The organism is Bacteriovorax sp. BSW11_IV (genome assembly GCF_000447755.1).
Taxonomy (GTDB): Bacteria; Bdellovibrionota; Bacteriovoracia; order Bacteriovoracales; family Bacteriovoracaceae; genus BSW11-IV.
Genome location: NZ_AUNE01000003.1, coordinates 57,240 through 70,032, shown reverse-complemented (window position 1 = coordinate 70,032; position 12,793 = coordinate 57,240). Strand labels below are relative to the sequence as shown.

At 37.5% G+C, this 12,793-nt stretch carries 9 protein-coding genes and 1 pseudogene; 5 read left to right on the top strand and 5 right to left on the bottom strand.

Annotation, left to right across the window (positions count from 1 at the left end; translation table 11 throughout):
• Positions 1-10 precede the first annotated feature (10 nt).
• Together M899_RS00705 and M899_RS00700 are read left to right on the top strand one after the other, a co-directional pair.
• Positions 11-2,386, top strand: a complete 2,376-nt coding sequence (locus M899_RS00705) for a lipoprotein (RefSeq protein WP_021269447.1) — start codon at positions 11-13, stop codon at positions 2,384-2,386.
• A gap of 8 nt (positions 2,387-2,394) precedes the next feature.
• Positions 2,395-2,937 carry a hypothetical protein gene (locus M899_RS00700; protein ID WP_021269464.1) on the top strand — a complete coding sequence of 181 codons (543 nt, stop codon included), beginning with the start codon at positions 2,395-2,397 and terminating at the stop codon, positions 2,935-2,937.
• Positions 2,938-2,963: 26 nt separating this feature from the next.
• Here the strand turns inward: M899_RS00700 and M899_RS00695 are convergent, their stop codons facing one another.
• Positions 2,964-3,551: an outer membrane beta-barrel protein gene (locus tag M899_RS00695; protein ID WP_021269442.1), complete on the bottom strand. Its 588-nt coding sequence runs from the start codon at positions 3,549-3,551 to the stop codon at positions 2,964-2,966.
• A 197-nt stretch (positions 3,552-3,748) separates the two neighbouring features.
• Between M899_RS00695 and M899_RS00690 the strand changes: the two genes are divergently transcribed.
• Positions 3,749-4,195: a DUF4430 domain-containing protein gene (locus M899_RS00690; protein ID WP_021269461.1), complete on the top strand. Its 447-nt coding sequence runs from the start codon at positions 3,749-3,751 to the stop codon at positions 4,193-4,195.
• 27 nt (positions 4,196-4,222) lie between these two features.
• Here the strand turns inward: M899_RS00690 and M899_RS17320 are convergent, their stop codons facing one another.
• Positions 4,223-4,999: a hypothetical protein gene (locus tag M899_RS17320; protein WP_021269424.1), complete on the bottom strand. Its 777-nt coding sequence runs from the start codon at positions 4,997-4,999 to the stop codon at positions 4,223-4,225.
• Positions 5,000-5,215: 216 nt separating this feature from the next.
• Between M899_RS17320 and M899_RS17315 the strand changes: the two genes are divergently transcribed.
• Positions 5,216-6,241: a DUF3943 domain-containing protein gene (locus tag M899_RS17315; RefSeq protein ID WP_021269475.1), complete on the top strand. Its 1,026-nt coding sequence runs from the start codon at positions 5,216-5,218 to the stop codon at positions 6,239-6,241.
• A gap of 36 nt (positions 6,242-6,277) precedes the next feature.
• On the opposite strand, the gene M899_RS00675 is transcribed toward M899_RS17315, so the two are convergent.
• Both M899_RS00675 and M899_RS18765 read right to left on the bottom strand, forming a co-directional pair.
• Positions 6,278-8,203: an acetoacetate--CoA ligase gene (locus M899_RS00675; RefSeq protein WP_021269496.1), complete on the bottom strand. Its 1,926-nt coding sequence runs from the start codon at positions 8,201-8,203 to the stop codon at positions 6,278-6,280.
• Positions 8,204-8,263: 60 nt separating this feature from the next.
• Positions 8,264-9,751: pseudogene (locus M899_RS18765) on the bottom strand (FumA C-terminus/TtdB family hydratase beta subunit).
• A gap of 360 nt (positions 9,752-10,111) precedes the next feature.
• Between M899_RS18765 and M899_RS00660 the strand changes: the two are divergent.
• Complete coding sequence (locus M899_RS00660) at positions 10,112-12,154, top strand: ATP-dependent helicase (RefSeq protein WP_034727165.1); 2,043 nt, start codon at positions 10,112-10,114, stop codon at positions 12,152-12,154.
• A 10-nt stretch (positions 12,155-12,164) separates the two neighbouring features.
• On the opposite strand, the gene M899_RS00655 is transcribed toward M899_RS00660, so the two are convergent.
• Positions 12,165-12,761, bottom strand: a complete 597-nt coding sequence (locus M899_RS00655; RefSeq protein ID WP_021269467.1) for a hypothetical protein — start codon at positions 12,759-12,761, stop codon at positions 12,165-12,167.
• Positions 12,762-12,793: the final 32 nt, after the last annotated feature.

Genomic DNA, 12,793 nt, shown 5'->3' with positions numbered 1-12,793 from the left:
AGAGACTCTTATGGAAAGAGAGAAGAAAAAGCGAATTTTACCATTAATTAGAAATATGGGCGGAGTCATTCTTGGAATGACTCTGCTTTCTTCATGCTTTCAACAAGCGTCATCTGGAAAAAGAACAAATAGCGATTTCGTGGTCAACTCACCTAGCTCAGTATCAACTGGGTACGGGCGTGTGCTTGAAGACAATCCTATAATTCTCTCAGGAAACGCCTCCCTTTCTCCTGAATACAACTTAGGACTTCTCCTGCGCTCAGGTCAGGAGTATATTTCTGAATCTCAATTTCTTGAAGGAAGTTGTCTCAATTTAGAAGACTGCTTTAGAGCAAGAGAGGCCTCAAACGTTGCTCTTATCCAAGCAACAGATAATAAGTGGGCCTTTCAAACAACAACGTCTTCTTTTTTACAAGTTCAAACATTTGCTCATATCAAACGTATATTGAATAAATTCCATTCTAATATTTCAACTCACTTTAGTCTTGTAAACGGTGGACTAAAATATAAGTCCGCTGTTCCTGATTTATTAATGGTTTCAAAATCATATTGGAAAAATGACAAAACCCTTGAAGGTTATGCCCTGTGTGATCTTGAAGACAATGCCTCTTTTTCTGCGGCCAATTACGAACTCTGTATGGGTTATGACAGTATCTACGAAAATTTGAAATTCTCTCAAGACAATACTGTTATATATCATGAAGTCGGTCATGCCATGGTCGATATCATGATGAATATGAGAAACAACAATCAAAATTATCTCGACTCTACTTTTGTTGAGCGCAGTGATCTTGGATATCTTTCTTATGATGAGGCCGGTGCTATAAACGAAGGGCTTGCGGATTATTTTAGTTATTTTATGAACCAAAGAACACACTTTGGAGAATGGGCGTTAGGTCGAGTTTCCTTTCAATCAAGACCAATGTCTGAAAGTGATCCAATTCATGCAGCGGGAATATCTACGGCCAGTAATGAGCGACTCTCCTATCCGACATACTTAAATTATGACCCAAATCAAAAGTCTAAAATTTTAGAAGATATTCACTACGCCGGACAAATTATGAGCCACTTTCTTGTCGCCTTCACACAAGACGTACAAGATCGTTGTAAACTAACAAACGAGAAGGCCATTGAATACACTCTTTTTAATATTACTGAATCTCTTGCAGAGCTTGGAGACTTAACAACAAAAGCAAGTGACCACTATAGCGCTAGCAATAATATAAATTTGAATAAAACCTACGCATCACTTTTTGTGAGTGCACTAAGACCAATAGACTATAGAAGCTTCTCACAAACATTTGCAAAAAACGTCATGAGAACTTTTGGCAATAGTGCAACGGGAATGTGTGCCGTGGCCTACCAACAAGATTATATCGAAAGTCTTTTAGATCAATATGGACTTCTCCTCTTTAGAAATTATAACGACTCTTTAAATGGTGATGGTGGAACAGGCCTTAGCGATCGCATCGTTATTGCAGGAAATAGAAAAAAATCTGAACTCATCTCAAAAAGTGTTCTAAAACTCGAAGACCGCACAGGAAAGGTTCAGGCCATCGTCGTTGATAGCCAAGAGAGTATGAAGGCCGTTAGAACCGCGCTTGTTGGTTCGGGACAAATTGCTCCCCTTTCTTCACGCATCGACTCAGATCTTGGTTATAACAATGCAAATGGAAAAATATCTCCAGGTGAATTTGTTGGACTTCTAGTGAATTTAAGAAATACCTCAAATTCAACTGTTTCTGGAGTGAGACTTATCGGTAGTGATTGGGCCCATTTTTATAAAGACACAACAACAGCTACGCCAACGGCCAAACCTTGTAATATCGATAGTTACCCAAATGCCGGTGCTGTGGGAACAGATACAAATGCCAATAGCAGTTGTGCCGATCTAACAATAGATGAACTTACAGATGGAACTGCAGCGAATACAGAGTATCTTACTTATAAGCACTTCCCTAGCTGTATGGTTCAGATTAATGATGCCAATGGGACAAGAATGGCCTCTCAAAAAGAACTTATGGAAAAGATCAGCTTAACTCAAAACAAGTGTCTTGATCCTAATGATCCTAAGAGCTGTTTTATTAGAATTCCTCGTGGTGGAGACTATGCATGGTACTCACGCATAGAAGCTGGCGCAACTTGGATTGAGCGCTTTGTCGACTCTTCTACAGGCAAGCCAAAAATTAAGACGGGAAATCTTATTTACTTAGAAGTTAGTCCAGATATCCCTGCGGGAACAGTTTTTAGCTGTCGCTTCAGAGCAAGCTTTACCAATTGCAGTGATTGCTTTGATAACGGGACAAACACAGATTTCAAAGACTCACATTATATGGAAGACGATCCTTATAAGATCATCAAATTTGAATTTACGGTTACAGATTAGGACAAACTATGCTTAAGCGCTTTGCGATTCTTATTACTTTTGTTTTTTCCGTAGTTCTTATCTACGAAGTCTATTTATCGAAAGAAAATGAAATTGCTAAGGATACCAAATGGCATGGTCTAAAAAAAGATATAGATAAACAAGTTGTAGGAACTCCTGTCCCCGAAAGAATTAATAAAGGACAAGGACATCAACATGAACATGGTCATAAAGCTCCTCGCGAAAATCAAAACCGCATGCCCGCTTCGCTACAAGAGCACTCGCCCTTTATAAGTGACGCTCCTGAGTGGAAAAGAGACTTAGGAGAAGAACTATTACAAAGTGAAGACTCTGATGCTGAAGTTTATATCAAAGAAGAAAAGAGAATTTCAAAAATTGAGCACAATAAAATGAACCACTACAGACATGTAACGATTCAAATTCTGAGAACACACTCTCCTAACACAAGTTATGAGGCCCTCATTGATCAAAATGGAAAGGTGACAAAGACATGGGCCCGTACAAAGTTTGAACCCGTAGGTGAAAATAGCGAAGTCTATATCGAGCTATAAAAAAGGCCAGCAATGCTGGCCATTTTTTATAAATCTAGTGGTAATGAGACACTAAGAAGAACTTCAGTCACATCGACTTCACTGTTTCCAGTTAATTTAGTTGTTGAACCTGTTGAGTTATCAAAAGATTCATCCCAAGTCAGTTGTCTAATTTCTAAGTTTAATGAAATGAAAGGCAGACCAGTGAAACCAACACCTAGTCCATATCCACTTCCTTTATACTTATCACCATCGATTGAACCTGTATCACCCTTTAGAGTATTACTTAGGTAGTAAGATGCCCAAGCTCTAAGTAGGATTGGGAAATCATATCCAACAAAAAGACCAAATGTATTAGATGTGTACTTATCTTTCGTTTCAACACCTGATGATTTCTCAGTAAGACTGAAATTTCCTAAACTAGTTGAATAATCAATACCGGCCATTAAACCAAGAAATTGATAACCAAGTCTTGCACCTAGTAGTGGTGAATTGTAAGAGTATTCTGTTTTTGGTGTGCTTGAGTTTTCTGCAGAACCAAAACGGTAACCAAGGTAAGGCTCAACTAAAAGTCCAGCGCTAGCACTAACTGACATAAAAAGCCCAACAAGGGCCAAAACCAATGATCTTTTCATATTTCCTCCATGAAACTGGCAACTAACTTCTTCTCCTCAATATTATCTCAATGTTCGGAAGATATGAAAATCACTAAGAAAAGAATTCCCCTAGCAGAGTCATATCCCATTAAAAATATTGAGTTCACTTGATTTTATGTGTTCTAACAACTATAACCTGCAACACAATTAAAGTCATAAATTTAACGAGGAAATCAATGAAATTACTTCTTCTTGGCATAGTACTTCTTAGCAATTCATACGCGGCCACTTTTAAAATCATTGGCCCATGCAGTGACACACCTGTTTACACGGGTGAGATCGAATCTAAAAACCTTAGAAAAAGCGTAGGAGAATACACTATTTCATATTTAGACCAAAACAACATCGCCTACGTTGGTAACGAACAAGGTTTAAATTCAATTATTGGAACTCCCATTGGTCTTGATGCCATGGAAATCCTAAGTGATGAGCAAATGAGATCCCATGGTTGGTGCTACAGTGTTGATGGAGAAATTCCAGATTCACTTGCCAATGAAGTACGCCTGAACAATGAAGACTCTGAAGTGGTATGGTTTTATGGTTATTCTTTTTATGATCGTGGCGAATGGTCTGAATACTGTACGCCAACTTATAAAGTAAAACCTGAACAATTTTGCAAATAAAAAAGGCCTCTTTAAGAGGCCTTTTTATTACTTACAATATTTTGAAATAACTTTTTTGATTTTCTTCATCTCACCTTTTTGCTCTAAGTAAGGAACAAAATTTCCGTAGAATGGGTGCGTAAATGAAGTATCCCCATCTCTATAGTTGTATTCAATTGGGTAGCTGTAATAATTCGAATCAATAATGAATAGATCATATCCACCTTTTACTTTCTTCATATCAACAACAAGCCAAGCGTGAGCTGTAATACCTTTGATTTGAAGTTTTTCATAAGCAATGTTGTTTTCTTTAACTACGTAGTTATAAAGCTCATCCATTTTCTTTTTAAGATTTTTTGGTTTTACTTCATGAGACCCAGCAAGACCAACAATCCAAGATTGTTTAATGAATCCATCAACGAGTTGCCAATTTTCAAGTTCAGATTGAATTAAAGCACTATATTGACGTGAAAATTCGCGAAAATTTGAAACACCAGGAATAACGATAACCTCATCCCCAGAGCGAATTTTTTCGATAATCTCTACCGCCTCATCAATTGTTGGAGCAGGCAGTTCTGGTTTGTAATATGTCAAATAAAGAGCTTTTCTAACAAAACGAGAGTGCCACCAACAAACACCACCATTAGCAATACCACCATGGTTAGTGAAAGACATATTACCTTCGTTTTCTAGTGCAAGTTCTTTAACATAGTCCTTGTCTTTTCTGTCGCTACAAAATTCTGCTTTTGAAAGAGATGCCGAAACGGCCATTGATGAAAAAGAGAATATAGTGAGGCCTACGGCCACAACGTGCTTAAGATTCATTTTTTTCCCCCCAGAATAAATGAAAAATTGTTCAGCACTCTTATCACCTGTCAAAATAATAGACAACCAAGAAAATGACACAGTGGTCAAAAACATCAAAAATAGCAAAAAATACTCAATAATGTCAGGAACTTAACAGGGGCCGTAAAAAATACAGGCCACCCCACTGGTCTGCCAAAAGTTCATTACAATCATATGAAACACGAGGAGAAAATCATGAAGCTAAAAAGCCTATTGGCCCTTTGTGCCGTTGTTACAACTTGTTTAAGCACAACTATTCGCGCAGACGAACAAAAAATAGATGAATGGCTATTCAATCCCGTATCACGTTTTGTGACAAAAGATCAGTGGCAAGACATCTTGGAAGACTCGCGAGAACAGCAACGAGAGAGATTATTTCAAAAGGCCAATATGATTACGATCGATACAAGAGATCAAAAATCATGTCGTGAAGTTCAAAGAAGATTAATTAATAATCCAGATGTCTCTAGAACAGATATTGCAACTCTGTGTGAGTATGATGAAGAAAACCCTTACTCAACAATTGTTGTAGTTGATGGAGAATATAGACGCCCTATTACACTTGAAAATCTGTCACCTGAGCAACAAAAAATTGTAAAGCAAACGAGAAACTTTACAGTCCTAGGTGCTGGAATGGTTGGGCTTCTTTATATGATGCCAGAAAGTGTAACGAAGTGGGATAAAGACGAAATTGGGAAAATTGGTAGTAAGTGGAAAGAAAACGTAAAAGAAGGACCTGTCGTTGATAAAGACGACTGGGCCATCAACTATATTGGCCACCCTTATTCTGGCGCTATTTATTATGTAGTTGCTAGACATGCTGGACTTAATAAGATGGCCTCTTTTGGCTATAGCGTTTTCATGTCAACAATCTTCTGGGAATATGGATTCGAGGCCACGGCAGAAGTGCCATCAATTCAGGACCTAATCGTAACGCCAATAATTGGATCACTTATGGGTGAACTTTTCATTCACTGGGAAAAACAGATTGAATCAAATAATGGCAAACTACTTGGAAGCAAGAAACTAGGTTCTGTGGCCATGGCCTTTATGGACCCAGCAGGCGCTTTGCTAGATGGCGTAAATAATGTTTTTGAAAAGACAGTTATTAAAGATGCAAAAACATATTGGTTTAACCGTCCTCATGTGTCCGACCCGATTAATGGCCCTCACTTCAGTGATAGTGGAATTCTCGGAATTGGAATTGAATTAAAATTTTAATAAAAAAAAAGGCCTCTTCAAAAGAGGCCTTTTTTATTAAATATACTTTTTATAATCATCCAAGCACTCAGGATTAGCTACGGCCTCAAGATTTGTCAGTTCCTTTTTATTAATAATTCTTGTCACAGCAAGCTCCATCTTTTTTCCACTTCTAGTATAGGGAATATCACTTACTTCAAAAATATCTTTAGGAACATGTCTTGGAGTCGTATTCTTTTTAATAAGAGATTTAATTTCTGTAATTCTCTCATGACTAAGAATTTCACCCTCTTTCATTTTAACAAATAAAAGAACGCTAACATCACCATCTTCTTGCTTACCGACACAAATAGAATCGATCAAATAACCAAGACCTTCTGTTTGACGATAGATTTCCGCCGTCCCAATACGAACACCACCAGGATTTAGTGTCGCATCTGAGCGGCCATAAACGATGACAGATCCGTAGTCTGTAATTGAGATAAAATCACCATGATGCCAAACTCCTTTAAACTCATCGAAGTAGGCCTTATTGATTTTTTCATTATTATCATCATTCAAAAAATAAATTGGTCTGCTTGGAAAAGTTTGCTTACACACAAGCTCCCCTTCCTTCCCTTTAAGGTCGTGACCATTATTATCAAAACAGGCCACATCCATTGCAAGACCAAGGCACTGAATTTCACCTCTATGTACAGGGAGCATTGGATTTCCTAGCATAAAGCAGCCAAGAATATCAGTTCCCCCACTAATACTTGAAAGATGAATATCTTTTTTAATTTTATTATAAACAAAGTCAAATTGCTCTGGAAGCAAAGGGGCACCAGTTGAGAGCATTGTCTCAAGACTAGGAAAATCACTAATCTCTTCACCGCTATCTTCAAGAGCACGTAAGTATTTTGGACTTGTTCCAAAAATATTAATTTTTTCAGAGTTAATGATATCTAAAAATCCACTTAGAGATGGTTTTGAAGGAGCTCCTTCATAAAGCGTTACTTTTGATCCAAAATAAAGTGAACTCACCAACCAATTCCACATCATCCATCCACAAGTGGTAAAGAACATAATATTCTTATCACTTGTTAAATCACTGTGAAGCCCAAGCTCTTTAATATGTTGAAGAAGGACTCCTCCAGTAGAGTGGACAATACACTTTGGTTTTCCTGTTGTTCCACTTGAATACATAATATAAAGAGGGTGAGCAAAATCAACTTTCGTGAAAGTTAATTCAAAATTATCAGATAAGAAATTATCCCACATTACGGCGTCTTCAATATCTGAGATGTCTGGATTCTTTCCAAGAAAATCAACAAGTACTATTTTTTCAATGAAAGGAAGCTCTTTTTTGATTGTTTTAATTTTTGGCAAACAATCAAAATACTTTCCGTTATAATCATAACCACAAGCGGCCACTAAAACCTTAGGTTTTGATTGTCCAAAACGATCTGTAACACCTTCAACACCAAAATCACTTGATGTAGAAGTAAATGTCGCCCCTAACCCTGTTGCAGCAAGCATTGAAATAACGGTTTCACATAGATTAGGCATATAACAGGCAAGGACATCGCCTTTTGACAAATAAGGCCTTAATGCATTTTGCAGTCTCGCCGTATCTTTTCTTAGGTCATTATAAGACATTTGTTTTTTTAGGCCTGATTCATGTACAAAATTCAAAGCAACATCTTCACCATGCCCAGCTCGCAAAAGATTCTCTGCAAAATTTAATTGCATATTTGGGAACCACGAATAGCTCTCGAAGCTGTTATCCAACAACACCGGTGCCATCTCCCCTATGAAAGAAACACCGAAGTAAGAAATTAGCTCCTGCCAAAATAGTTCTTTCTCGTTTATGCTAAAAGCGTGAAGCTCAGCGTATTCGTTTGATTGAATATGTCCTTTTTCTTTCATCTTATTTGCGAACAAGAACATTGTTGATCTTTCAATTCGCATTTTATCAGGTGAATAAAGGCAATTATTTGTCATGATCTTTCCCTAAAAAAAAATTGGGCCCAAACCTTAGGCCCAATAAGTCACAGCTAAAAATTAAAGATATTTCTTCAATTCTTCTTCTGACGATGCTTGTACTTTCTCGTGAAGTGAACCACCGTGAGCATCCATAGTAATTACAACAGGAAATTCTTCCACTGTTAATTCCCAGATCGCTTCAGGAGAACCTAAATCTTCCCAGTAAACGTTATCTACAGATTTAATCTTCTCGGCCAATACCTGTGCGGCCCCGCCGATTGCATGCATGTAAACACAACCGTAGTCACTACAACCTTTTAAAGTTTTCGGACCCATGCCACCTTTACCGATAACACCTACGATTCCATAATCACGCATAACTTCCCACTGATAAGGCTCTTCACGAATTGAAGTCGTTGGACCGGCAGCCTTAACTTCAAAACCTTTTTTCTTATCTCCGATCACAACTGGACCGCAGTGGTAAATGATTTGATTTTGTAAATCAACAGGAGATTTCACTCCATCGTGCAAACGCTTATGAACAGCATCGCGACCAGTAAAGAGCTTACCAGTGATAAGAACCATATCACCTACTCTTAAATCTAAAATATCTTCTTTTTTAAATGGGTAATCTAATTTTTTCACAAAACTCTCCTAGTATAACCACTTCGCGATTGAGTTATCACCTTTTAGGCTTACACCTTGGCGGCGGTAGGCCCAACACATATATGAAACAGAAACAAAAAACGAAGCAGGCAATCTGTTTAGTGTTCCAATCTTACAACCTAGTAAAGTTGTTTTCCCACCAAATCCCATAGGACCAATTCCTAGTTTATTAGCAGTTTCAACGATATCTTTTTCAAGCTTTTTAAGATCAGCAACTGAATTTTCATCATCTAACTTTCTTAGAAGTTGCTCTTTAGATTGAACGTATCCAGCACCTCTATCTCCACCGATACAAACACCTAGAACACCTGGGCCACAACCTTTACCTTGGGCCTTAACGATACAATCAAGAATGGCCTTTCTCACACCATCAAGATCACGTCCAGCACCTAGGGCCTGGTTTGGTAGAGAGTATTGAGCACCAACGTTCTCGCAACCACCACCTTTAAGCATCAGTTTAATCTCAACTGAATTCTTCTTATGCTCATGAAAGTGAATATCTGGGTGACCTGGACCAACGTTCATAGAATCATTCTTACCAGTAAGTGAATCTACTGAGTTTTGGCGAAGGAAACCAACTTCAGTTGCTTTTCTTACGGCCTTATGAACTGTTTTCGTAAATTCTGTTTGGTTGAATCCAACAGGGTGAGAAACGTAGAACAAAATAGTTCCCGTATCTTGGCAAAGAGGTTGAGACTTTTTCTTTGCAAGCTCAATATTTGCTTTGATGATATTCATTGCATATTCAGCAGTTGTATTTTTTTCTTCGCGGTGAAGGGCCTCAAGAATAACCTTTTGGATATCCCCAGGAATTTCAGCAGATGTTTTTCTGATAAGCTCTAAAAGAGAGTCAAAAAGTTGATCGCCACCTTTTTTCGCAAGAGTTTTTTTTACTGCAATCTTTTTTGCTGGGGCCTTTTTTGGTGCCGCTTTTTTTGCAACTTTCTTTGCAACTTTTTTTGCAACTTTTTTTGCAACTTTCTTTGCTACTTTTTTTGTCGCTTTCTTTGCTACAACTTTTTTAGCTGCAACTTTTTTTGTTGTTTTCTTAGTTGTTTTTTTAACGGCTTTTTTGGCCACAACTTTTTTTGCTTTAGCTTTCTTCTTAACCATGAAGAACTCCTTATGTTGTCAAAAATTAAATGTCTGGAATTGCTTAAAATTATATCGAATTTTAAATGTTCCGTCTGGCCAAAAATCTTTATCATTCACCCTGTAATGTTCATTGCCTCATGAACACTTTTTCTGTATTTTGTAGACATGATTTCACTCTCAGGACTAAACGACAAACAACGCGAAGCGGCCGAAACCATCGAAGGACCAGTATTAATTCTGGCCGGTGCTGGCAGCGGCAAGACTAGAACGCTTACTTACAGGATAGCGCACATGGTCGATAACCTCAATATTCCGTCAAAGAATATTTTGGCCGTTAGTTTTACCAACAAGGCCGCAAAAGAGATGAAGGAAAGGGTTCATGCCCTTTTAAACAAAAGGTTAACAAGAGGAATCACTCTTGCAACGTTCCATTCTTTAGGCCTAAAAATTCTTAAGAAAGAAATCGAAAAGCTAGGTTACCACAAAAACTTTTCCATTTATGATACAAGTGATCAGTTGGCCATTCTAAGAGAAGGCCTAAAACGATTTAATGCTGATAAAAACTTTAAAAAAGAAGATATCCTCTCGCGTATTGGTTTTCTAAAAAACCAAGGGGTTTCTTATGATGATTACGCTAATAGTGAGTTTTTTAACGACGAAGATCCCTATAGTCATGCAACACTTTATTGCTATGAATACTATCAAGAGAAGTTGAAATTTTTCAATGCAATCGACTTTGATGACATCTTGCTTTTAACAGTTAGACTATTCGATGAGCATCCCGATGTGGCCACCGCCTATTCAGAACAATTTCGCTATATCATGATTGATGAATATCAAGATACTAACACACTTCAGTTTAATCTCATCATGCATCTTACAAAAACACATAATAATCTTTGTGTCGTTGGCGATGATGATCAGGCCATCTATTCTTTTAGGGGTGCTGATATCACAAATATTTTGAGCTTTGAGAGAAATTTTCCGGGTGCAAAAGTTGTTAAACTTGAGCAAAACTACCGTTCAATCTTGCCTATCCTAAATCTTGCAAACAGAGTTATCAGCGAGAATAAACATAGAAGAGATAAAACACTTTGGAGTGAGTGGCAAAGTGACTTCAAGCCAATCCTTTGGCAAATGGCCGATACAGACCATGAATCACAAGTCGTTGTTGAAGAGATCGTTAATCATCAATCAAAAGGTGGACACCTTGGAGATATTGCAATTCTTTACAGAAGTAATACTCAAGTCCAACCTCTTGAAGATGAATTACGCCTAAGCCAAGTGCCCTACACTATCGTCGGTGGCCAAAAGCTATATGAGAAAAAAGAAGTCAAAGACCTCATGGCCTATCTCTTTCTTATTCTAAACCCCAATGATCAAATGGCACTTAGAAGAATACTCAATGTACCAAACCGTGGGATTGGAATTAAGACGCTAGAAAAATATATTGAAAAATCTAGCGAAGAAAATATTTCTTTATTTAAGGCCATGGAAGATTATCCCGCCCTTGATCCGAACAGAGAAGAAAAGATCAAAACGTTTATTGAGCTTATTCGTAAATACAAAGACGTCTTTGACAGAAGCTCGCTTGCTGAAAGTATATCGGGGATTGTTGAGGATATTTCGTATTTTGAATTTATTGCCAAGAACTACGATAACGTAAAACAAATTGAGCGCAGAAAAAATGACGTTATGAACTTCATTGAATCAGCGGCCCGTTTTACGGAAAGACAAAAAGAAAGTGCCACTCTAAAATCATTTGTAGAAAAACTTCTCCTGCAAGACTCTCAAGATACTTCAAAAGAAGACGAAGACTCTGATGTTAGAAAAAATGAAGTAACACTTATGACTCTTCACTCTTCTAAAGGACTTGAATTCGATACAGTCTATCTCATTGGTATGGAAGAAGAGCTTCTTCCTCACAAAAAAACGGTCAAGCAAGGTGAAGATATAAGTGAAGAAAGACGTTTATGCTATGTTGGAATAACAAGAGCTCAAAAGAAGCTCTTTATGACTTATTGTAAACAAAGAAAAATGTACGGGAACCTTACGCCTAGACATCCCTCTCGTTTTGTTCACGAACTCGACAAAGAAGGACTTCTTCTAATTCAAGACAGAACAAGTTTTGGGCATATGAGTGCTGACGAAGCAGAAACTTATAAAAAAGATTTCTTTCAGGGCCTAATGTCACTTTTAGATGAATAGTGTGAATTGATTAGAAAATAGGCCTAAAGCCTGTCGAACTTTTTTGTTTCTCAACGATATCACCGCCACCAAGAGAATCCATATGTCGAAACATTCTTTTAGGTCCAATATGAAGACGCTTAAGCTTTCCCTCAACGATATCAAACGTATCATATGAATTCATTTCATCGTACTCAGAAACTTCATTAGTCTCAAGATTGAAACTTAATGACATACTATCTGAACCTCTTTCATTTTGACGAAATTCAACAACAGGGATGTTATAATATTTGAGTGAATCGAAAATTTCCCCAAATGTATTTAATCTTGCTCCCTCAACTCCACCAAAAATTTTCGCCTTTGTTCCTTCACCTAAAAGAGTAATCATTTTTGATAATTCTTTCTTAGCTTTAATAGAAGCATCAAAATGAGCGATAATAGCATGACCATCTCCATTGAATAAGTAGACAGCAACGCAAGTATTAACCCCATATGTTTGAATATTAGGATGAACACTACGATGAGTGTAAATGAATTCACGCTGAAAAACTTCAGGCTCATTCCCTGTATCATTGGCAAATGAAGATAGTGAACTAATCAATATCCCCAACACAAGTATCATTTTCATAATACTCAATTAAAAGCAATTATCTTGCCAAG